Annotated in this window: 18 protein-coding genes and 1 pseudogene; 5 read left to right on the top strand and 14 right to left on the bottom strand. The window is 42.9% G+C overall.

All coding sequences use genetic code 11. From position 1 onward, the window contains the following. Window positions 1-94: 94 nt before the first annotated feature. Window positions 95-469, bottom strand: coding sequence for a cytochrome-c oxidase (locus MKZ02_RS04660; RefSeq protein WP_340852128.1), 375 nt, complete (start codon window positions 467-469; stop codon window positions 95-97). Between the two features lie 185 nt (window positions 470-654). Between MKZ02_RS04660 and MKZ02_RS04655 the strand changes: the two genes are divergently transcribed. After that, window positions 655-873 carry a hypothetical protein gene (locus MKZ02_RS04655; protein WP_259455622.1) on the top strand — a complete coding sequence of 73 codons (219 nt, stop codon included), beginning with the start codon at window positions 655-657 and terminating at the stop codon, window positions 871-873. An 88-nt stretch (window positions 874-961) separates the two neighbouring features. Here MKZ02_RS04655 and MKZ02_RS04650 read toward each other — a convergent pair whose 3' ends face one another. The 4 genes from MKZ02_RS04650 to MKZ02_RS04635 form a co-directional block, all read right to left on the bottom strand. Next, window positions 962-3427 carry an S-layer homology domain-containing protein gene (locus MKZ02_RS04650; RefSeq protein WP_340852127.1) on the bottom strand — a complete coding sequence of 822 codons (2466 nt, stop codon included), beginning with the start codon at window positions 3425-3427 and terminating at the stop codon, window positions 962-964. A gap of 296 nt (window positions 3428-3723) precedes the next feature. Further along, window positions 3724-4905 (bottom strand): M14 family metallopeptidase, encoded by a 1182-nt coding sequence (locus MKZ02_RS04645; protein WP_120035074.1) that lies wholly within the window; start codon window positions 4903-4905, stop codon window positions 3724-3726. 118 nt (window positions 4906-5023) lie between these two features. Beyond that, window positions 5024-6268, bottom strand: a complete 1245-nt coding sequence (locus tag MKZ02_RS04640) for a polysaccharide deacetylase family protein (protein WP_340852124.1) — start codon at window positions 6266-6268, stop codon at window positions 5024-5026. A gap of 298 nt (window positions 6269-6566) precedes the next feature. Further along, complete coding sequence (locus MKZ02_RS04635; protein ID WP_182917030.1) at window positions 6567-7505, bottom strand: lysozyme inhibitor LprI family protein; 939 nt, start codon at window positions 7503-7505, stop codon at window positions 6567-6569. A gap of 570 nt (window positions 7506-8075) precedes the next feature. Between MKZ02_RS04635 and helD the strand changes: the two genes are divergently transcribed. Both helD and MKZ02_RS04625 read left to right on the top strand, forming a co-directional pair. After that, window positions 8076-10409, top strand: coding sequence for an RNA polymerase recycling motor HelD (helD, locus tag MKZ02_RS04630; RefSeq protein WP_340852122.1), 2334 nt, complete (start codon window positions 8076-8078; stop codon window positions 10407-10409). Window positions 10410-10427: 18 nt separating this feature from the next. After that, the gene (locus MKZ02_RS04625) at window positions 10428-11048 is read left to right on the top strand and encodes a metallophosphoesterase family protein (RefSeq protein ID WP_340852120.1); all 621 of its coding nucleotides are present in this window, start codon (window positions 10428-10430) and stop codon (window positions 11046-11048) included. A 200-nt stretch (window positions 11049-11248) separates the two neighbouring features. On the opposite strand, the gene MKZ02_RS04620 is transcribed toward MKZ02_RS04625, so the two are convergent. Then, window positions 11249-12655, bottom strand: a complete 1407-nt coding sequence (locus tag MKZ02_RS04620) for a purine-cytosine permease family protein (protein ID WP_120035083.1) — start codon at window positions 12653-12655, stop codon at window positions 11249-11251. A 343-nt stretch (window positions 12656-12998) separates the two neighbouring features. Between MKZ02_RS04620 and speE the strand changes: the two genes are divergently transcribed. Together speE and MKZ02_RS04610 are read left to right on the top strand one after the other, a co-directional pair. After that, entirely contained in the window at window positions 12999-13859 is an 861-nt protein-coding gene (speE, locus tag MKZ02_RS04615) for a polyamine aminopropyltransferase (protein WP_340852118.1), read from the top strand. 74 nt (window positions 13860-13933) lie between these two features. Further along, a complete protein-coding gene (locus MKZ02_RS04610; protein ID WP_340852116.1) occupies window positions 13934-14491 on the top strand; it encodes an O-acetyl-ADP-ribose deacetylase in 558 nt (185 codons plus the stop codon). A 39-nt stretch (window positions 14492-14530) separates the two neighbouring features. On the opposite strand, the gene MKZ02_RS04605 is transcribed toward MKZ02_RS04610, so the two are convergent. The 8 genes and pseudogenes from MKZ02_RS04605 to MKZ02_RS04575 form a co-directional block, all read right to left on the bottom strand. Continuing rightward, window positions 14531-15328: a YwqG family protein gene (locus tag MKZ02_RS04605; RefSeq protein WP_120035089.1), complete on the bottom strand. Its 798-nt coding sequence runs from the start codon at window positions 15326-15328 to the stop codon at window positions 14531-14533. An 84-nt stretch (window positions 15329-15412) separates the two neighbouring features. After that, entirely contained in the window at window positions 15413-16189 is a 777-nt protein-coding gene (locus MKZ02_RS04600) for a sulfite exporter TauE/SafE family protein (protein WP_120037972.1), read from the bottom strand. Window positions 16190-16206: 17 nt separating this feature from the next. Then, window positions 16207-16305, bottom strand: coding sequence for a cytochrome bd oxidase small subunit CydS (gene cydS, locus MKZ02_RS23975; protein ID WP_445324260.1), 99 nt, complete (start codon window positions 16303-16305; stop codon window positions 16207-16209). Between the two features lie 13 nt (window positions 16306-16318). Continuing rightward, a pseudogene (locus tag MKZ02_RS04595) lies at window positions 16319-17331 on the bottom strand (cytochrome d ubiquinol oxidase subunit II). Further along, window positions 17321-18658, bottom strand: a complete 1338-nt coding sequence (locus tag MKZ02_RS04590; RefSeq protein ID WP_120035091.1) for a cytochrome ubiquinol oxidase subunit I — start codon at window positions 18656-18658, stop codon at window positions 17321-17323. The pseudogene MKZ02_RS04595 and the gene MKZ02_RS04590 overlap by 11 nt, the downstream one beginning before the upstream one ends. Window positions 18659-18954: 296 nt before the next feature. After that, complete coding sequence (locus MKZ02_RS04585) at window positions 18955-19590, bottom strand: response regulator (RefSeq protein ID WP_120035093.1); 636 nt, start codon at window positions 19588-19590, stop codon at window positions 18955-18957. Further along, on the bottom strand, window positions 19571-20623 hold the full coding sequence (locus MKZ02_RS04580) for a PAS domain-containing sensor histidine kinase (RefSeq protein WP_340852111.1): 1053 nt from the start codon (window positions 20621-20623) through the stop codon (window positions 19571-19573). Before MKZ02_RS04580 ends, MKZ02_RS04585 begins: the two co-directional genes overlap by 20 nt. A gap of 190 nt (window positions 20624-20813) precedes the next feature. After that, window positions 20814-22223, bottom strand: coding sequence for a rhodanese-like domain-containing protein (locus MKZ02_RS04575; protein WP_340852109.1), 1410 nt, complete (start codon window positions 22221-22223; stop codon window positions 20814-20816). Window positions 22224-22241 lie beyond the last annotated feature (18 nt).

Genomic DNA, 22241 nt, shown 5'->3' with positions numbered 1-22241 from the left:
CAGCCAAAGTTTCCTGCTGAGCTTTTAAGCTTTTAACGCATTTAAAGACAGCCGTCTGCTGCATAAAGCAGTGAACAGCTGTCCTCATTTATTTTTACCGGCTTGCTTTTAAGTTTTTTAGTATATTAATGACAAAGAGAAGGATACCTAGCACGGTCAGTGTAGCACCTGTGGCGACTCCTGCAGTGTAGGAAGAAGATTTTGTGGTAATCAGCAAGAATAAGGAGAGCATCATAATAGGCAAACCAATGTTGTGGAGCCAAACGTGGGCTTTTGCCATTCCATTATGAGCGAGAGCGGGGAAAAGATGATAAACAATACCTGCAAGCATTAAAGCAGTCCAGCCAAGAAGATTTACATGTACGTGCACACTCGTTAAGTCATAGGAATGAACGATAGACATGTAGTACCCCAATAGAACGCCTACCGCGAAGTACACAACAGAAATCTTAATTAACCGAATAGCCATTGTTACTCCTCCTTTCTTATCTTAATTTATTGTGAAAGTTCGCTATAAATGACTCATCTGAAAAAAATTTTTCATAAGAAACTGCCCTCGCTCATGCTTGTTTTAGTTAAAAAAGTAACCATCGTTAAACCTGTGCTAGACTATATATGTAAACAGCCGAAATTTAAATGAAAGGAAGCGAAGCATTGAAAAAGTTTACTTTTGTCATTCCCATCATGATTCTCGTTGGATCCCTCTCTTTGTGGATGCTTAACAAAGATTATTCGGAAATTCCCCTTCAAACAAGACTGTTAATTACAGCGGGTGCTGTCATTTTTTCAGGAATTATTTCTTATTTTTTACTGGGCAGCGATGGTGAGAATGCTACCTCTTCTTCCTCTGGAAAAAAAAGAAAAAGCAAATAGCCAATTCTTTATACGTAAAAAAGCGGACCCGAAGAATTTCGTGGTCCGCTTTTTATTCACCCTTTAACCTAGCAATCTACTCTGTCAGTTAGTTGACTTTCACATTGATTGATGAAGTAGCCAGCGCCACTTTTTCATCTTTTGGTGTAACATAAACCACTAACGTACCTTCCGCACCGTTAGCTATAGTACCTGCCACCATTCCTGAAGAAATGGCAGGAGCTACTGAGAAGTCAGAGGATTTGCCAGAATAACTAACCGTTAATTTTCCTAATACCTCTTCATTGTCTTTCTTTTTATTTTTATTGAGATCTACAAAGATATCTCCATTTGTATCTATCTGAGGCATTAACTCTCCATTGCTTAGCGTAACATTTTCTGGTTTTAGTACCACAACCTCTGTTAAAGCTCCTGCCTTCGTGATATCTTTCACTTCTTCAAATTTTACCGACTTAATTACAGGGGTAGAGTCCGTCACCGTAATTGTGACCGTTTCTCTTGTTACCGTTCCTTCTTTAACAATGATTTGAGCAGTTCCCGCTTTTTTGCCGGTAACGGTGACTGTCTTTTTGTCTTCGTTTACCGCAACACTTGCCACATCTTCATCTGAAGAAGAAACTGAGTAAGCTCCACCAGCTAAAGCTTCAGAACCAATTTTAAATCCGCCTTGATTATATGTGTTCCAAACCAGATTCACTTGATTGTCTCCAGAACCGAACGCCACGTCCAGCTTTAAGTCGTCTGTAGAATTAGCTGTTTCCAGCTTTCTGCTAGCGACTTTATTATCATCAGAAATCGAAACAGCAACAGTTTTTAAAACTTGCGCATTGTTGGCATCTTTGATTTCTAATGTTGTGTCTCCTTTAGCAGAAGCTTTTGATACCACCTTGAATTCAGCTTTGCCATCCTTTGCACTGATTGTTGGATTCTCAGCAGCTGCGATTTCTGGATTTTTAGATGATATATTCAACTTGCCTTCATATTCATCCCCATATTGGTCAGACACAGTAAGTGAAACTGTATCACTATTTTCATTGTATAGCTTAACAGAAGACACACTTGAAGCAGCCGTGGCAGCCGTACGCGCTCCACTTACAACCATTAATGGAACTTCTACCTTGGCAGCATCAGCCGTGATTGTAAACACAACTGCACCGGGCTTGATTGGCGTGATTTTGCCATCGCCATCAATTGTAGCCACCGTAGGATTAGAAGACTTGTAAGTAAGCTTTGGTATGGCAATCGTAGCCCCACTTAGAGATGTGACCTTGCCTGCTGTCAATTGAGCCGCACCATCCTGGACAGATATCTTGCTGCTTTTTACAGTAACAGCCCCTTGGCTGACACCTGTTTCTTCAATAGACGATACATATTGATCAAAATTAAGGACTTTTGCTTCTTTCAGTTCAGACTCTACCTTCGTGTCTCCTTTTTTAAGGATAACTTTATACTTGAAAGTATCGCCTTCTTTAATTTTAGCTTCATCAATTTCACCCGTTGAAGCATCAGCTAATACTGAAGCAGTCGCTTGGAATTCTACTGTATATCCCGCTTGCTTTAATTGTTCAATATCAGCTGCTCCTGCCCCATTATTAATTGTAAAAGAAAGGTACTGTTTATCTTTAACTGCATCCAGACGAACATCAGCTACAGCAACGGAAGTAACCTTTAATGAGTAAGTAAACGGAAATTGAGTGACTTTGTCTGCTGCGCCTTCCACTTTCTCAATAAAGTTTAATTTTAATTCTTTATCGAGCTCGAACGGTTTTTCAAATGTGATGGTAGCTGATGATTTATTCTCACTTACTTTATAAGCTACAACATTGTTCCCTTCTAAATTAAAATTTTCAGATTTTAATTGATCAAGAGCAGAACCCGTAACTTTGATCTCCTTATTGCTTAATGCACTTATTTCTACTACTTCAGGAGCAGCTGGATTTTCGTCATTTAACGTTTCTAATTTATAAAGGAAGATAGCCAGTTCTCCGCGTGTGATCGGATCAGATGTACCAAATTTATTGTTTGCCTTTCCAGAAGTAATTTTGTTATCTACTAAAGCAGCCACAGCTTCAGTGTAACGGGAAGATACATCTGAGAATTTGACATTAGCTGTATTTCCTTTGACTTTATAGGCTTTCGCAAGCATAAGCGCTGCCTCGCCGCGTGTAATGGAAGCATCTGAGCCGAATGATGTAGCTGTTTTACCGTTGATAATGTTTTGTTCTTTTAACGCATCGACATAAGATTTGGCGCGGCCAGGAACATCTGTAAAACCAGAATCCTTAGCATTATTGATTTGCTCTTCAGTTAAAACGGCTTTCGCTACCATAGAAGCTACGTCTACACGCTTGATTTCTTTGGCTGTGCCAAACTGTGTCGAATTAATCCCATTTGTTATTTTATGGTCTACTAAATAATCAACTGCTTCCTTATAACGGCCGGAAACATCTGAGAAAGAGGCTGCTGCCATTGCAGGGGTAACAGCCGTTGCCACTAGCACAGCTGTTGCTGCTGTTGCAGTGAATTTTTGATACGATTTCGGTTGAAAAGCCATGTATACATTCCTCCAATATTATCTAACATTTTCACAAGTTACCATACATTCTACATTATACAACAACATGCAGTAGATTGTATTTGCTGCTTTATATCCCCAATTGCGGGTTAAACATAGACTTAATATGATACCTGTTCCTGCCTCTTGCTGCTTGTATTGATGATATTCTCCCTAATAAATGCATTTTTTAATAAATACATACAATGTTAGGTTTATAGTTTTTATCGACAATATTATAAATATTTAAAGGCCAGCTTTTCCCATTGTAAAGTAAGGAAAAACTGGCCTCTGTTCTATAGCAAGGAATGAATCAGTAATTTAGATACATCCTCGTAAATTTCATCAAATTGCGAAAGCGGAAGAGGATTTTCCCCTTCTCCGAGCTCAATTGTGAACCCTGGCTTGCGAAATTCCTGAATAAACCAATCTTTAAAGCCTGAATGGCTATCGACATAACGGACAGCTTTGTAGCCGCTCACCCGGGAAAATCGTTTGGCGAGCCCTTCAGATTCAGGAGGTTCTAACCCTTCATATCCCCAATAGAATTCTTTTCCTTGTGTATGGAGAGCAATTAGCCTCTCGAAGCTTTCCTTCCGCACTAAAGCAGCCATCGCTTTTGTCTCTGGTTCAGACAGTGGCTGGTCTCCCGGAAAATCCCGGGAGGACGGTGCCTTTGGCTTCCGTGTTGCTTCATATTCCCAATTAGCAGGAAATTGCTTATTTAAGTCTACCCCCCGTATGTTGGCTTTCCAGCCTGAGAAGTCATAGCCTCCTTTATTGATCGCCACTACTTTTTCCTCCACTTCAGGCTGTGGACCATTAAGCACTAAGTTTACTCCATCTGGATCAACCATCGGCACAGCTGATAGCTGTGTTTCCATATATACAGGAAGGGCCCTCACTTCTTTTATGGTTAATTGATTCGTTAACGAAAGCAAATATTCGTTTAAAAACTGCATCAAAATAGGAGTGGTAATCCATTCGTTCGCATGAAAAGAGGCGTTGATCTGTATCTTCCTATCTCCTCTGCCGATCCTCAAATCGTAAAGCGGCAAACCAAGGACACTTTTTCCAGCTTCCTTTCTTTTCATAAACGGATAAATGGTTAGCAGCCGATGCATATCCCTTCTCATCTGTTGAAAATCATAAGGTTGCTTGCCATTCACAATCAGTTCAGTAACTCTTACCGGAATACGCACTTTTTGTCCGATTTGCAGTTCATTAGGATTTATATGGGGGTTCAACAACAATAATGCATCTGCATCCATATCTTGAGCGGCAGCTAACTTCCAAAGCGTGTCCCCTTTTTGGATGGTCCGTATGGTTGCGGTGAACCCCGGAATTCGGATAGCCTGTCCAGGCTTCAATTTATTTATATCCATGTTTAGGTTTGAGTCAATGATCAGCGCAAGTGGAATGTCAAACAACTGGCTATAGTACCAGAAGGTGTCTCCTTTTCTCACAAGAATCTCCATACTGCCTTACAGCCCCCTTACAAAGACTTTTTACCATTGTATGTGGCCAACAGCAGAGCTATGACTAAGGGGTCGATCCTTCAACGCTTTATAGCGAGGAAGAATCGACCCCTTCTCTTCAATAAGTTCCTTCGATTTTTTTAATAAAGTCATCCATCGTATGAGCAGGGCTGATCCCCTGTCTTTTTAATGTATACGGATCATCCCCAAGCCTTACATTTCCTGTTTCGGTCGTAAAAGCAAGACGGATACCGGCTGCTTTGGCCGCTTCAATAGTATGAGGAGCGTATTGGCCCCACGGGTAAGCTAAATATTGGATAGAAGACGGGTCTTTAAGAGCTTGTCCAATATATTCCCGTCCCTTCACTAGATCCGCCTCAATTTCTGCCGTTGTTTTTGAAACTAAATAAGGTACTTGCGTATCTTTTTCTCTTAAATGCATCCCATGGGTATGATGTTGAAAACTGAAAACACCTTCTGTTTCACTTATTTCCTTATGGCCCATGTACTGCAAGGTCATCGGATCCCACGGCTGTGCCTGGGCTTTCACCTTTCCTCCGATAACAAATACAACTGCTTTTTGCTGATTTTGTTTCAAAATAGGGTACGCATACTTTTGAGTCGACAAGTAGTTATCATCAAATGTGACTACTGCGACTTTTCCAGGCAAGTTTTGATTGCGGGTTAAATAGGCATCCAATTCCTCCAGTGAAATCGTCCGCCATCCATTTTGTTTTAAATAATTCATTTGCTTTTCAAATTCCGCTACTTTGATGACCATAGAATTATTATAAAACGGCGTTTCCTGTGGATTCTCTACCATGTGGTGGTACATTAAAACCGGTATTCCCAAATCCTCTGTCACTTTATTCTTATGGATATAACCAACCTGACCAGCAAAATTTATAAGATACCAATCTCCTGATTTCCTTACGACCGGATAACGGATGTTGCCTTTAATTATAGCTATCCCTTTTTGCTCTTTATCGATTCTGTTATATACCACAGCTTCTGACTTTGTAATAATTGATAAATTGGTATTGCTTGCTGCTTTTGTCGGCAGGCTTTTTTGTACTTTCTTAGCCACTAAGAGGCTTGCACTTTTTTTAACAAAAGCCGTCCCATTTCCGAAAGAAATATAGTAATAGCCGTTGTCCTCTTTTAGCACTTCGTAAAATTGATTGGGTAAAAGTGTTCCGACGGCTAGCGGGTTGCCACTTACTTGTTCGTAAGCTGCAACTTGCTGTCTCGTAGTTATCCATTTTGAAGAATAAGCAGCTTCTCCCTTTTCAACGAAAAGGCTATTCATCAAGACAAAAGAAATACTAATAATTAAAGCGATTTTACTACATAACCCCTTCAAAATTCCCACTCTTTTCTATAAAATAGCTATATTTTATTAATCAAACAACCATACTATAGTAACATAAGAAACTACTAATAAAAAGAAGAACATGAAAATAATGCCTACCATCCCATTCCTCTCTTTTCTAGATTCTCTTAAAAAGCAAGGCTGTTTTTTCAATAATTGATTGGAGCAGAAAGCATCCGGCTGCAGGAAAAATCAACCACCGAATATAGCAGGGCCGTTAAATACATACATAAATAAACAAGGAGCCTGCTAATCAGACTCCTTGTTTATTCTTCCTCTATAATAGTAGTTATCTCATGTAAATATTAACGAGTTCATAGCATCTTTCCCTTGTGAGCCGTGCTTGCGTGATCACATATTGCACAGACGCAAAAGACCCTCCTTCATATGCCGCGGCTTCTGCATTGGCTGTACGATCTCTATATTTGATCCACTGGCGCTGCTTATCTCTCAAACTTTTCATTTCACTGGAAGAGAGCTGGGTCTTCAGCACACCATAAATCTCATTCAGCGCATCATCCCACTTTTTGTAGATAGCTCCCTGTGCTTCTTGCATTTCCGCTGTAGTACCGTTTTCATACATGTAGGTTAAATCTGCTAAGCTGCCGTCTATATTATATAACTTTTGCAGATACTTATCTTTTTTACTGGCAGCCGCCTCCGCCTCAGCACGCGCTCTTTCTTTTTCCTCTAAAGCCTCAGCTGCTTTCTGTTGTTGCAGCCGCTCATTGATAGATTCCTCAATGCTGCTTACCTCATCTGAAAATTGAGAGAGCTCTTGGTTTTTCTTCAGTTCATTGATAGAAGCCTGTGCATCATCATAATTGCCTTGCCCGATAGAATTCTTTATCTCTTCTAACTTTTTTGCTACCTCTCCAGATTGCTCTTTTTGACTCTTTGCTGTTTTAACATGCTGTTCTAATTCCTTTTTAATGCTTCCTGCCAAGTCTTCCTCTCTAAGCAGGCTATTTGCTTTCTTTATCGCATCTTCCCATTTAGCATCCTCTATCTCTTTCTTCACTTCATTATAAGCAGTCAAATCTTCATAAAGTCCTTTCGCTTCCTCATCTTTTGGCTTTTCATCCATCGCCAGTTCAAATGAAGCCTGCGCCTTATCAAACTCCCCGTTTGCCAATGCCAGTTTCCCCTGTTCCATTGCTTTATCATAGGTACCGTTACTGCATCCGGCTAACAAAATCAATGTCAATATTGCTCCTGCCCTCTTCATAAGTTCCTCCTGAATGATGATAATTGGTAAGTATAAAGTACCATAATCTATTAGCTGAGTATATAGGTTGTGATAAATTGGACACTTTCTGCAGCTGCCCTCCCAGCTCCTGCTATCATCTATACAAACGAGACTAGGAGGACAATCGATGACACCTCTCCTTCTGCCAAAACTGCAGTCGTTGAAGGCGGCAAAATCCTCACTGTCAGAAAAACCGTCAACTGGCTGGCTACCAGAAGAAAGCGGTTGATTTAACAGGAAAAGCATCGTGCTCCGATGGATTGCCGTGCACAGCCACTTTCCCGTCGCTGCCTTAAATGGCATAAAATAAGGGTTCAGCCTCCCTAGTCGCATGAAAACGATAGAAGACTAAACCCTTAATATCTGATATGCATGAATCGACAAGCATAGAAATCCATTCTAATACATTGAAAAAAATACGATCCTATGGTAAATTTATATAGATAAACATTGTATTATTAATTTAAGTATATTATCCCTATTTTAATTATATAATACAATCTGTTTGTTAGTCAACACTTATATTTATTTTTTTAAGGGGTGTTTGCTGTGAATTCAGAATTTCAGCAGGAGCAAAAACGAGTAGACAGTGTGATAGAAACGATTACGGAGCAAATCAGCAGATTGGAGAAAGAAACCTCCCGATACCGGAACGAAGTGGTTCAGATCCGCAAACACTTTTGGGATGAAGTCAAGGTGAATGTTGATACCTTCGACGATTTCCTCGAAACCATCATCGGCTTGAGGCAAGAAGCTCAAGCTCTGTCCGTAAGTCAAAGCACCCACAGACATGCATCGAAACGATTGTCTGCGCTACGACGTATGCAGGAGGTTCCCTACTTCGGCCGAATTGACTTTACGGAAGCTGGCACTTCCACTCCGGAACAAATTTATATTGGCATCTCCACCCTTACGGATGAAAGCGGTGATCATTTCCTGATCTACGACTGGAGAGCGCCGGTTTCGAGTGTCTACTACGATTGCCAGCCTGGCCCCGCTGAGTATGTGACACCGGGAGGCGTAATCGAAGGCAAACTGGAGAAAAAGTGGCAATATCTTATTCGCAGCGGCGTTCTCCATTCTATGTTCGATACCAGTCTCACCATTGGAGACGAGATTTTACAACAGGTGCTAGGTAAAGGTACTGACAAACATATGCACAATATAGTAGCGACGATTCAGCAGGAGCAAAACCGGATTATTCGTCATGATCGCGGAAGACTGCTCATTGTCCATGGAGCAGCTGGCAGTGGCAAAACATCAGCCGCCCTGCAAAGGATCGCTTATTTGCTCTACAAATATCGAGATAGCCTGAACGCTGATCAAATTATTTTATTTTCGCCTAATTCAATGTTTAACAGTTACGTGTCCAATGTGCTGCCAGAGCTCGGCGAAGAGAATATGCAGCAGGTCACATTCCAAGAATATTTGGACCATCGGCTAAGTAAACAGTTCCAAATTGAACATCCTTACGAGCAATTGGAATATGTATTAACGGCAGAGAATACTCCTGCGCACAAGTCAAGGGTTGCGAGCATCCGCTTCAAAGCATCCACCGCTTTCTTCGAGGCGATCCACTCCTACAGGAAATCACTAGAGTTATCTGGAATGTTATTTAAAAGAATTAGCTTCAGAGGAAAGACCATTGTTACCGCTCAACAAATTGCCGACAGGTTTTATAGGAGCGACACCTCACTCCGCTTTCATAACAGACTGGAACAGTTGAAGGATTGGTTAATACAGCAAATAGATGAGGCCGAAAAAGCCGAACGGACGAAACCATGGGTACAAGAAGAAATCGAGCTGCTTAGCAACGAAGATTATCATAAGGCTTATACGTACTTAGCAAAAAAACGAGGCTTTAAAGAGGAAGCAATAGCCGATTATGATATGGAGCCTAAAGCACTCGCCCAGTTAATTGTTCGGCAGAAGTTTAAGCCTTTACGGAAACAAATTCGAGCCTTTCGTTTCATCGATATCAAGAGAATATACAAGCAGCTTTTTACCGATCCTCTGCGGATCAAACAGTGGCTGGAGGAAACACCCTTAGAGTGGATGGATATTTGCCGGTTGACGATGGACGCGCTGGACGAAGACAAACTATTATATGAAGATGCTACTCCATTCTTACTGATGAAAGAACTCATACTAGGCTTTCAGACGAATAGCTCCATCAAGCACATCATCGTTGACGAAGCGCAGGATTATTCTCCGTTTCAATTCGAGTTTCTAAAACGTTTGTTTCCTTTTGCAAGAATGACTGTGCTAGGTGACTTTAATCAGGCAATATTCGCTCATGCCAGCGAGATGGTTGATTTTCAAACGCTTGCCGGTTTATACGGATCGGCAGAAACAGAAGTGATCAACTTGACACGCAGCTATCGTTCCACAAAACCGATTATTGAATTTACACGAAAACTTATACCTAGCGGCGACCGGATTATCCCTTTCGAACGGGGCGGCGAGCTGCCTGTACTAACACCATTGTCTGATCACGCAGACCTGCACCGCTGCATCGCCTCCAAAGTCGCAGATTGGCGAAAACTAGGCTATCACAGCATTGCCATTATCTGCAAATCAGCTGAGGAAAGTAATCATGCCTATGAAGCCTTGTCCAGCATCGAGGACATTAAGCTCTTGAAAAACGGCTCGATGGAATATGAACAAGGGGTGGTTGTCATACCTTCGTACTTGTCCAAAGGCATCGAATTTGACGCTGTCATCATTTATGATGCATCGAAGCAAGTATACGGCGATGAAAGCCTGCGCAGAGTTTTCTATACTGCTTGTACTAGGGCGATGCATGATTTACAGCTTTACAGCGTAGGTGAACCAAGCCCATTTTTACAAAACGCTTTGCAGGAAAATCTCATCCAAACTTGAGTTCATTGGTTTTTTACGATGAATAAGCAATCAAATGAACCGGCCGGCAATATGCCAGTTTTTCATCGCGACTTCCATACTGCCGGCTTTTTTATATGGAAAAAACAACATTATTCACTGGCTAAATACAGAATGGAGATGAAGACTTTGATAAAGATAGCTGTTTTATCGGATACGCATCTGCCGAAAAAGGGAAAACAACTTCCCGAAATAGTCATGGAGGGAATACAGGATGCCGATCTGATTCTTCATGCAGGAGATTGGACGAGCCTTGATGTATATGAGCAGCTACGGGAAATAGCCCCTGTTATTGGTGTCTTCGGGAATGTCGATCCGCCCGAGGTAAAAGATGTTTTTGAGGAAAAAAGAATCATCGAAGCTGGAAGGTTTCGTATCGGTATCACCCACGGCCATATCGGGAAAAAGAAAAAGACACCCGAACGCGCATGGGAGGCTTTCCAACAGGAAGAATTGGACGCCATTGTGTTCGGACACTCCCATATCCCTTACTCGCAAATGAACGATGACACGCTTTTGTTTAATCCCGGTTCCCCCACCGACAAGCGGTTTCAGCCCAGATTCTCTTATGGCATCATTGAAATAGGAGAAGCATTAGAAGCAAAGCATATCTATTTTTAAGAACAAAGGGACGGAGTCTGGGAATTTCCAAAAGTAGTTACTGTATACAGTCTGGATAAACAAGCCATCATTCTTGATAAATACTTCTTGATTCCAGATAAACAGCACTTCTTCCTAAATCTCCCCTCCAGTCTAGATAAATAGTACTTCACTCTTGATAAACACAAAAAGAGAGCAGGCCTAGCGCCTGCTCTTAACAGTTATGCGATATATTCATCTGCCTCTATGTCGTCAGCAGCTTTTTTGCTATAGTATTTGCCTTTTGTCACAATGGCGAGGACAATTGTCAGGACAAAGGCGATCACAGCCGCGAAGAAGGCAGCAACATTCTGCAAGAAGATTCCCATATATCCGAAGGCAGCTAAGGAGCCGATCACGCTAGCCACGATTAGAGAAACGACTCCAACCGGATTCCAGGCATACAAGTATTCCTGTCGATGTTCAAAATACCTCGGTCCGATTTTGAGTACCCTCTTCACAACGAAAGCATCGCATAAAAGCACAGCCGCCCAGGCAAGCAGGAAAACCCCCTGGAAAGTGAGCAAGCTTCCTAAATGATCCAACACACCGCCAAGCATTAAAACAATCGCTGCAATTGAAGTGAAAACCACCCAGAAATTCCGGCCCGGCTTAAATTTAAATACGTTCTCAAAAAAGTTAGCTAATGAAAGCGAACTGCTGTATAAGTTTGTAATGTTGATTCGGAGCTGTGTCAAGATCGTGAAGAGCGCCCCTCCAATGCCAAGAATTTGCACAAAGTAAACGCCCGGATTTTCTTCTCCCATCTGAACACCAAACCAAATCCCGATGACTCCCATAATAAAAAAGCAGACGAGCTGCGGTAAAAATCCTACAGCGAATACCCCAATTTTAAATTCTTCTTTTTTAATGAACCGCGCATAGTCTGACACGAGCAAAGCCATGATCCCCACGAGGCCATTCATAATCCCGATACAAGCAAGCAAAGAGGCTCCTCCGACTTCTCCTCCCTCCGGCAGAAACGTCCATATGCTTCCTGTGAAGGTAGATTTGTTTAGTACGATGAAAAAGCCTGCACCAAGCAAAAGAATGAAGAGAGGCAATGACCACTTTTGCAGCTTATCAAGTTGCTTAATCCCAAACCAGTTTAATGGAATAACAATCAAACCAAAAAAGATCATTAATCCCCATATAGGCACAAAGGAAATATATTCGTGGACAGCCGAAGCCATAATTGACCCTTCGATCGCACAGTACATAATAAAATTGAGTGCATAAATCAATGAAGTGATCGAAGCGCCAAAATAGCCAAATCCACCGCCTCTTGCCATTAAATTTACGTTTAACCCTGACTTCGCGGCATAAAAACAAATCCCTATTCCGACTCCCCCTGCTACGATTGTTGCATAAATCTCTGCCAGCAAGGCGTTCACTGCCCCAAATGAAATAGCCATTAAACTGCCCATTTGGATAAATAGCATAGCCGTTGCCACGCCTAGCGTGACATTTGTAATACTTGCCCAGCCCATCGTCCGGCCTTCTACAGGCACTTTTTCCAGTGAGAAGTCATCTTTTTTCTCTTCTCTGCTGATTTCTCCCTGCTCCGCTGGCTGTAATCTTTCTACCATCTCATCATCCCCCTACAAGCTTATTTGCATTTCTTCCTCATTTAAGAGTTAATTTCTATAAGCAAGTAACAAGCCAATTTATTGAATTCTCAAAATATATATCAAATTATTTTTGATTCTTTCTTTGTACCTATTAAATAGCTCTTTTCTCTTGTTTTACATTTACAAAAATAGCAAGAACCGTTTCGTTTTCTTTCAAAATTGCAATCTCACTTTCAGTTTTGATGATTTTTCATGATGATAGAAGCCTATAATTTTTAAAACTAGGAAAAAGAATAGACATTGGACAAGGGATTGTATAAGATGGGCGGTAGAAACGAAAAAGTACTAGGAGGTTACCGTTATGAAGGAGGAAAAAGTTAACCAATACATAAAAAATATCGAGGGGGAAATGTGGCTTGTGGAAGATGATCGGGATAACTTAAAAGTAAGCTACCGTATCAAAGAGATCATTTTCACAGCACAGTCTCCTTTCCAGCATATTATGGTTCTTGATACCTATGATTTTGGAAAAATGCTCGTGCTGGACGGAGTTGTACAATCAACTGAGAAAGATGGATACATTTATAATGAAATGATCACCCATGTTCCGCTCCATATCCATCCCGAACCGAAAAAAGTGTTAATTATTGGTGGCGGCGACTGCGGCGCAGCCAGAGAAATTATTAAGTATACAAGTGTTAAAGAGCTTTATTTCTGTGAAATTGATGAACTCGTGGTCAAAGCGAGCAAAGAGCACCTAAAAGGCGTTTCTGCCGGACTTGAAGACGATCGTGTCCATTATATTTTTGCAGATGGCATTCAATACATGAAAGAACACACAAACGAATTTGATGTGATCATTGTTGATTCATCTGATCCAGTCGGACCCGCAACTGAATTATTCGAATTCGGTTTTTATAAAAACGTCTTCGATGCATTGAAAGAAGACGGTTTGATGGTTTGCCAGAGTGAATCACCGATTTTCTATAAAGAAACAATGCAAAATACTTATCAATCTTTAAATCAGTTATTTCCTATTGTAAAACCATATACAGCTGTCGTTCCAACTTATCCCGGCGGCCTTTGGAGCTTTACTCTTGCCTCCAAAAAACATCAATCCTTTACTCAGCCAGACTATGAAGAAACGACGAAATATTTCAACAAGGATATCTTAGAAGCAAGCTTTGCCCTGCCTCAATTCATGTTGAATGATAAAAAGTAATCAAACCGGGTACCGTTAAAATTAACGGTACCCGCTCTTTATTTCATGACAAAACTAGTTAAGGGAGTGACACAATGGAAGTGAAGGTTAACGGCAATTCTCTGAAACTGGTGACAGGAGACATTACAAAACAAACGACAGAGGCTATCGTCAATGCGGCGAATGGATCATTGCTCGGAGGCGGCGGTGTGGATGGAGCCATTCACCGTGCCGCTGGCAAAGAATTGCTTGAGGAATGCAGAAAAATTCGAGAAGAAGCATTAAAAGGAGCGTACTTACCGACAGGAGAAGCAGTTATTACAAACGGATATAACCTTCCCGCGCGCTATGTGATTCACACAGTTGGACCGATCTGGCACGAAAATACGCAGAATGAAGAAGCGCTGCTGTCAAACTGCTATCAAAACGCCTTACAGCTTGCTATGGAAAAGGAAATAACGAGCATTTCTTTTCCCTCTATCTCTACAGGCGTCTATCGGTTTCCTATTAGGCTGGCTTCAGCAACGGCTCTCCAAACGATCGTTCATTTTTTGCAAAATTATTCGTTTGGTGAGGTTGTAATGACGCTCTTCTCTCCTCAGGATTATCATGTGTACGAATCCGCACTTCAACCATTGATTGAGAAACATTAAAAAGAGATGAGGGGCTATTTAGCCTCTCATCTCCTTCAGTTAATAACAATCCCAGTTGTAGAGAACATTTGTGAAGTTAAGGTTCCGCAAATCTTCTTTTGTGATAAAAAAGTTTCCGACTCCACTGTCTCCCCACATGATATCAAGGTCCGTATCTGTATCCACCTGAAGCAGCAGCACATTGTGATTCTGATACTTTTCCCTGTAACTGCGCGGGTCTTCCTGAGTAAAAAAAGGATAGCCGCCGATTTTCGATCCTGTGGCTCCAAAGGCCTCTGCATAGATTTCACCCAATTCCGTGCCGCTGCTCATTTCCTCTAAATCAATGGAAAGTTGCTCCATGCGGTAATCACCTTCAGATATAGGCTCCTCATCTAATTCAAATGATAATTTAATTTCATGTGTCACCGGAAAGAATTCTTCTTCTCCGGGCTTTATGTAGTTAAAATCAGTTGTAAGCTTTGACCGATCATCCGTAACATCCGCATGGTAAAGAATTCGAAAATCCTTCTGGCTTGTTCCGTCCTCGAAATCCATTCCTAACAAATCATCCTCTGGCGCAATGTAAAATTGCAAGATGCCCTTCTTTGGAAAGTCCTTCATTGGCGGTACTTCGGCAAAGTTAATTTGAGCCAGCAGCTGGAGATAGACCCCGTTCTCATCTTTCGGATGCTCCATATTTTTAGGCAAATACGGATGACCGCCAAACTTACTATCAAGCAAACCCGTGCTCGTACGGAGGCCTGCAATCTTTACTACCGGCTCCACCGTCTGCTCCAGCTCTTCTCGATACGGTTCCAATTCTTTCGGCAAATTAAGGCTACGATCAGCAGACATAGAAAACACCCCTTCCCTGAGTCACCAAACAGAAACATACGTTCCTATTTTATACTTGGAATTTTCCGATTGCAAGGAAAAGTTTTACAAAATATCGAGCCAAATTTTAATAGCTGTCGCGGCAATCAGGATCGCCAGCAGCCATTGTAAAATTTTCGTATTCATTTTTTGGCCGGCTTTAGCGCCAAGCGGTGAGGCAATCACACTAGCAATAATCATAATAACGGCCGGCACGAACAGCACCTGGCCGGTCATGAGCTTTCCAGCCGTTGAGCCGATGGATGAAATAAAGGTGATAGCTAAAGAGCTAGCAATCGTCATCCGAGTCGGAATTCTCAAGATGACAAGCATAATCGGCACTAACAAAAATGCTCCGGCCGCTCCGACAATCCCCGCTCCAATGCCGACGACAAAAGCAAGACCGGCGGCGAGCCAGCCGTTAAACGTCACTTCACTCATCGGCCGGTCGTCCAGGTTCTTTTTCGGCACGAACATCATGATAGCAGCGAGTGCAGCCAACACGCCGTAAACGACATTGATGACTTCCTCTGACAATCTCTCAGAGCCAAAACCGCCGACAAAGCTTCCGAGCAGGACAGCTCCCCCCATGTATATAATCAACTTTTTATTTAAATACTCACTCTTTCGGTACGCCCAAACGCCGGCAATGGTCGCAAAAAACACTTGCACCGCACTAATCCCCGACACTTCATGAGCGGTAAAAGCAGCAAATCCAAGAAGCGGCGGAATATACAGCAGCATCGGGTATTTAATAATCGAGCCACCAATTCCGACCATTCCCGAAATGAACGACCCGATAAAACCGATGAGAAAAATAACAAGCCAATAAGAAAGATCCATTTCTACCACTCCCATATTCAATCAAGTTTTTTCTGTTTCGCCCCCCAGGCAAAAACGCTCACCAAGGAAGCGATCACTATAAGAACAGGAGTATACATAATCAAAAAATGATGCATGGGTCCATCCCTCCTATTCCATTCCTTTTACATATTGGCGGTTAAATAAAAACAGTCTCAGCAGCAGGTACAGCGCCGGAATTAAAAGCAGCAGTCCGGCAATAAACGCCACAACTAAATAAATCGCCATCGTTTTGTTCGTAAACCCATCGTAGATTGTCAGCACCGGGTACAGCAGATAAGGATAATGAGAGATCCCGTATGCCAGAAAAGCGGTGAAATACTGGAGCATGACCGCTAAAAAAGCAGTGCCGTATGCCTTTCGTTTGTAAAATAAAGCAAGCGCGGTAACGAAAAAGCCGAGCGAAGCAACGAACATCCAGGAAAAATCGACCATCCGGGCGAAGTGCTCAGAGTTATGTGAACGAAGAGCATAGAAGACGATAATCGCCGCGATGACCGAAGGAGCACTCCAGCCGAGCGTGTAGCGGCGGACAAGCTGTTCAGCCTTGTAATCCTCTGCCTTCCGTGCATAATATGTTAAAAAAGCAGCCGATATAAATAGCACACTTACAAGAGAAATCAACACAACGCTCCATGAGTATGAACTCGTTAACAGCTCTGTCATTTTCAAGTGAACACCGCTGTCCGTAATGTCCAAGAATCCCCCTCGGAAATGGTTAACACTGTCGTCAGCGAAGCTGGGATTAATACACCGGTGATTCCGTATATAAAACTATAAAGCTTATTTTCTTTTGACCCGTACGTACCGAAGGCATAGTAGGAGCCGCGGATCGCCAGCAATATAATTGAAACGCTCGCTGGCACTAACAGGGCGGAACCAAAGTAATAGGCCGTCTTCGGAAAAAAGCCGACGATGCCCACAAAGAAGAAAACGAGAAACACATTCGTCACTTCCCATACCGGGGAAAGATAGCGCTGAATCATTTTGTGAAGAACATGCTTCTGTCCCGTCCAATCACTGTACAGACTAAAGAAACCAGCTCCAAAATCAACAGAAGCGACGATAACATAACCGAACAAAAAGAGCCACAACACACTGATACCTAACAACTCAAGAGACATGTAAATTCCCCCTTGCCTCTAGTTCCTCCTCTGCAGGATTGTTCTTAAACATGTTGCGCAGGACCACGACTGCCCCTACACCTAGAAGAACATATAAAGCACCGAATGCCATAATCATTGTATCCACATGAGGAGAAGACGTAGCCGCTTCCACTGTTTTCAAATAGCCACGTAAGATCCATGGCTGACGGCCCACTTCAGCGAAAATCCAGCCGACCTCAATGGCGATCAATGAAAGCGGAGCAGACAGTACAACCGCTCTCAGCAGCCATTTATTATACATCTTCTTTGGCTTCCATTTTGACAACACAACATAAGTGAAAGAAATCAAGAGCAACACCATGCCTAATGTGACCATAACATCGAACAAGTAATGAATATACAACGGCGGACGTTCATCTTCTGGAAACTCATTAAGCCCGACCACCTCCGTGCTTGGCAAGCTCCCTGCTAAAATGCTTAAAGCCCATGGAATTTTGACCGCACCGCTCACCTTTTGTTCTTCATCCAATTTCCCGAACAAAATTAGTGGGGCTTCTCCTTCCGTTTCAAAGTGCCACTCTGCGGCAGCAAGTTTCTCCGGCTGGTATTCTGCCAAGAACTTTCCGGATAAATCGCCGACAAGCGCCGTAGCGATTGAAAAAACTAATGCAGGAATTAATGTGATCCGCAACGCTTTTTTATAATAGCTATGCTTTCTGCCGCGAAGCAGATGATAAGCGGCAAGCGCCGCTAATATAAAGGCGGACGTCATGTATGCCGATACGAGCACATGCCCTACTTTCGTTGGGACGGCCGGATTAAACATTGCTTTAAGCGGTTCAACGTTCACAAACACTCCGTTGACAAGATCAAACCCTTGCGGTGTGTTCATAAACGCATTTACAGCTGTAATGAAAAAAGCGGACATGGAAGAGCCGATTACAACCGGAACAAGCAGCAGCAAATGAAGTTTCGGATTCTTAAACCGGTCCCATGTGTATAAGTAAATCCCTAAAAAGATCGCTTCAAAGAAAAAGGCGAACGTTTCCATAAAAAGCGGCAGCGCGATTAACTGTCCCGCTTGTTCCATAAAGGAAGGCCAGAGCAGACTGAGCTGCAGCCCAATCGCTGTCCCGGTTACAACTCCGACCGCAACGGTAATCGTAAATCCCCGTGTCCAGCGGCGGGCGAGCAATAAGTAGTGAGCATCATTATGCTTCAATCCCATCCACTGGGCGAGCGCGATCATCACCGGCACGCCGACACCGATCGTAGCGAACAAAATATGAAAAGCGAGTGTCATCTCGGTTAATATACGACTATATAAAACAGCATCATATGACATATTTCCCCCTCCTAGATCATCATCAAGCTGAGTATACTACCAAGAGCCACCATCATCGCTGTCCAGAAATAAGCTGTTTCTCTTTTTTTCATCGTATCTCTTCCTTTCTACTGTGATTGATAAGAAATCACCTTTCCCTTTCAGTATAGAAAGAAAGCGAGCACCGAGACATAGGGGCATCCCCCTATTCCTCTCGCGTTTTTGGCTACTTTATGAAGGTTTGGAGCGAAAGCATAAAAAGAGGATGTTCCTATGTTGCTTTGGAACACCCTCTTGAACACGATAGCCAGCGTTCTTTAATGAATATCGGAAAAATAGTTTTTAATGCCATATTGAATCATTTCATGTTTTTGCTTCAAATCCAGCTTGTTCATAATATTCGCTTTATGATTTTCGACGGTTTTTGCGCTAATATGCAGCTTTTCAGCGATTTCTTTATTCGTATAACCGAGCACCGTCAGCCGCAAAACCTCCTGCTCTCTTAGTGTTAACGGGGAAGACGGCTTTTCTTTTTCTTTCATCATCTTGTCAATTTGCTCTTCGCTTAAGTCGGTTCGGTAATAACGGTGCCCTTGATGCACATTATAAATTGCTTCATACAAATCACTCCCTTGGCTTTTCTTTAAAATATAGCCATGGGCTCCCGACTGGATCGCCTTGCGAATATACGCCTCTTCATCGTGCATCGTTAACAGCACGACTTTCATAGTTGGCTGCTGCTGAAGAAGCTGTTTCGTTGTTGTAAACCCATCCAGTCCATTCGGCATGGAAATGTCCATCAAGACGACATCCGGCTCTTTCTGCATCGCCAGAACGAGCGCTTCGTGACCGTCTCCTGCATCAGCCGCCACTTCAATATCCGCATAGCTTTCTAACAGTAAAATGATCCCTTTCCGGATTAAATCATGATCATCAACTACCATGACTTTCATCGATCTCTTCCCCGCTTTCATCTAACATCATTTTCGCTAAAATGGTTGTTCCTTTACCCGGTGCGGATTCAATATGAAAATGGCCGTTCAGCTGCTCGATCCGCTCACGCATATGTTCTAGCCCGAGCCCGCCTTTGGCCTGTTCTAGATCAAAGCCCTTCCCATCATCATGGACTTCTACAATCAATCGCCCTTGATCTTCTACGAGCAATAAATAGACTTTTTTCGCTTCTGCATACTTCACGACATTATGAAGACCCTCTTGTATAACTCGGTAGACATTGATCTCCACTGCCGAGGGCAACCGGCCGCTAATATTGGTCTTCAGTTCAATCGATAAAGAAGAAGTGGATTGAACTGTATGGATTAACGTTTCCAACGCGGAAACGAGTCCCAGCCCGTCCAAGCTCGTCGGCCGAAGCTGGTGGGAATACGCTTTAATGTCTGACATCGCGCGCTGGAGCTCTGCCCGCACCTCATTAACATAATCATGAAGCCGCTCATCAGCCTGAATGGTCGATTCAATCGCCTGCAATGCAACAGAGATAGTGTAGAGCGACTGACTGACGCCATCATGAAGCTCATGAGCCAGCCGCTTATGCTCCCGCTCCTGCACCTCGATCAAACGCTTAATCATCATTTTCGACAGCCGGACTTCCTCTTCCTTTTGCCGCAAGGTCTGATCGCGCAATACGAGCAAATACTCTTTTTCCTGGTGGTCCTGATCCTGGTAAATCAAAGCCGTGCTCATCTCGACGTCAAGCTTTTTTCCGTGGTAAACAGGCATTTGCGATAAAAAGTATGGCACTTCATTGCGTGCAATTAAATAACAGCGGTTTTCGCCGGCTTCAGCCTTTCGTTCCTTACAATAAGAGCAAAAAGGAACATGCTCGCCGACCGCCCAGCCAGTGAGCCGACCGGCTGCAGGGTTCATCAGCAAGATTTCACGGTTTTGATCCATAACGATAATGCCGTCTTGAATATGTTCAAATATTTGATTCAAGTATTTTGGGTCTACCGGATACTGTTCCATTGGCCTGATCCTTTCATTTTTCTTTTCCACTATTGTAAGCGAAAAACCGCCGGTGATTCACGTCTGCCGGCGGTTTCTTTTATTCTTTTATGTCGGTCCTCCCAAGGAGAAGATTGATTTCCGCTTCTTGATCAACGATATGCTTTCTTAAAACTGATTGAACAAGCAACTGTCTTGTAGGAAAGAACCGTTATTTTACGAGCTGTGGCACGTCTTTCTTCCAGCGTGAAAAGCCCCCTAAAAGGTTTTTTACCTCTTTGAATCCATTCGCCTGTAAAATGCTCGCCGCAATCGCAGACCGCACACCTGAACCGCATTGAATAAGAAGCGGCTGATCTTGCGGCACTTCCTCTAAGCGATCCGGCAGTGTGCCGAGCATCATGTGAACGGCTCCCGGAATATGTCCGGCGTCCCATTCTGATTGATTCCGGACATCCAGTACAGCCACTTCTCCTTTTTCTACTGCTTCCTGCATTTCCACAGGCTCTACATTCATATAACTTTCTAATTTAGAAGCTTGAGCTAAAGCAGTTTTCACATTCATATAGCCTTCTATACGGTCGATCCCAATGGAGCGAAGCCCTATTAATATCTCAGAAAGTTGACCTTCCTCAATCAACAGATAAAGCGGGGCTTCATAGTTCACGAGCCAGCCAGCCCAGTTTGTAAATGATTTATTAAACGGAATATTTACCGTTCCTGGAATATGTTCTTTAGCAAATTCAGCCGCTGAACGCGTATCAATAACCATATCTTGCTTAAGCCATTCATGAAGGGCAGAAGCATCCATCTCTTCAACAGGCACCGTCACATTCTTCAGCAAAGCCGGACCAACTTTGTTCACATGCTTCATGATAGCGAAATACTTAGGAGGCTCAGGCTGGCCATCGAGCAAAGCTTTCACAAAAGCCGCTTCATCGTTACATTTCATTGCCCAGTTAAACATCTTTTCATAGCCGACTGTCGAGGAGGGAATCGCCCCTAATGCTTTACCACACGCGCTTCCCGCTCCATGAGCCGGCCATACTTGTAAATAGTCAGGAAGCTGCTTAAAGCGTTGAATAGAGGTAAACATTTGCTTTGCCCCTTGATCCGCTGTTCCGCTGTACCCTGCTGCTTTTTCCAATAAGTCGGGGCGGCCCACATCACCGACAAACACAAAGTCGCCGGTAAAAATCCCCATTGGACGATCGGCACCGCCGCCGTGATCTGTCAGGATAAAAGAAATGCTTTCTGGTGTGTGCCCCGGTGTATGCATCACTTCCAATGTGATGTTTCCGACTTTGAACGTATCACCATCTTTCAACAGCTGATGATCAATCCTTTCAAGATTTTGGTATTTCCAATTTTCGTCCCCTTCATCGGATACATACATTTTTGCCCCAAACCGTTCGGCTATCTCACGAGAACCTGCCACAAAGTCCGCATGGATGTGTGTTTCTGCTGCAGCTGTCAGCTTCAGCCCTTCTTTGTTAGCCGTCTCGACATATTGTTCAATATTGCGGGATGCATCAATAACAAGTGATTCCCCTGTTTTTTGACAGCCGATTAAATACGAAGCATGAGCTAGCTTTTCATCATAAAAATAACGCAATAACATGTCCGTCACTCTCCCTGT

The organism is Pseudobacillus sp. FSL P4-0506 (assembly GCF_038003025.1).
Classification (GTDB): domain Bacteria; phylum Bacillota; class Bacilli; order Bacillales; family Domibacillaceae; genus Pseudobacillus.
The sequence above is the reverse complement of the archived record's forward strand: the minus strand, read 5'-3'. Positions and strand labels throughout refer to the sequence as shown.

Bases quoted from the DNA above. Each gene is read 5' to 3' on its own strand.
- MKZ02_RS04660 (WP_340852128.1), bottom strand. From the start codon at position 469: ATGGCTATTCGGTTAATTAAGATTTCTGTTGTGTACTTCGCGGTAGGC.
- MKZ02_RS04650 (WP_340852127.1), bottom strand. From the start codon at position 3,427: ATGGCTTTTCAACCGAAATCGTATCAAAAATTCACTGCAACAGCAGCA.
- MKZ02_RS04645 (WP_120035074.1), bottom strand. From the start codon at position 4,905: ATGGAGATTCTTGTGAGAAAAGGAGACACCTTCTGGTACTATAGCCAG.
- MKZ02_RS04635 (WP_182917030.1), bottom strand. From the start codon at position 7,505: ATGAAGAGGGCAGGAGCAATATTGACATTGATTTTGTTAGCCGGATGC.
- MKZ02_RS04625 (WP_340852120.1), top strand. From the start codon at position 10,428: ATGAATAAGCAATCAAATGAACCGGCCGGCAATATGCCAGTTTTTCAT.
- MKZ02_RS04620 (WP_120035083.1), bottom strand. From the start codon at position 12,655: ATGGTAGAAAGATTACAGCCAGCGGAGCAGGGAGAAATCAGCAGAGAA.
- speE (WP_340852118.1), top strand. From the start codon at position 12,999: ATGAAGGAGGAAAAAGTTAACCAATACATAAAAAATATCGAGGGGGAA.
- MKZ02_RS04610 (WP_340852116.1), top strand. From the start codon at position 13,934: ATGGAAGTGAAGGTTAACGGCAATTCTCTGAAACTGGTGACAGGAGAC.
- MKZ02_RS04605 (WP_120035089.1), bottom strand. From the start codon at position 15,328: ATGTCTGCTGATCGTAGCCTTAATTTGCCGAAAGAATTGGAACCGTAT.
- MKZ02_RS04600 (WP_120037972.1), bottom strand. From the start codon at position 16,189: ATGGATCTTTCTTATTGGCTTGTTATTTTTCTCATCGGTTTTATCGGG.
- cydS (WP_445324260.1), bottom strand. From the start codon at position 16,305: ATGCATCATTTTTTGATTATGTATACTCCTGTTCTTATAGTGATCGCT.
- MKZ02_RS04590 (WP_120035091.1), bottom strand. From the start codon at position 18,658: ATGTCATATGATGCTGTTTTATATAGTCGTATATTAACCGAGATGACA.
- MKZ02_RS04585 (WP_120035093.1), bottom strand. From the start codon at position 19,590: ATGAAAGTCATGGTAGTTGATGATCATGATTTAATCCGGAAAGGGATC.
- MKZ02_RS04580 (WP_340852111.1), bottom strand. From the start codon at position 20,623: ATGGAACAGTATCCGGTAGACCCAAAATACTTGAATCAAATATTTGAA.
- MKZ02_RS04575 (WP_340852109.1), bottom strand. From the start codon at position 22,223: ATGTTATTGCGTTATTTTTATGATGAAAAGCTAGCTCATGCTTCGTAT.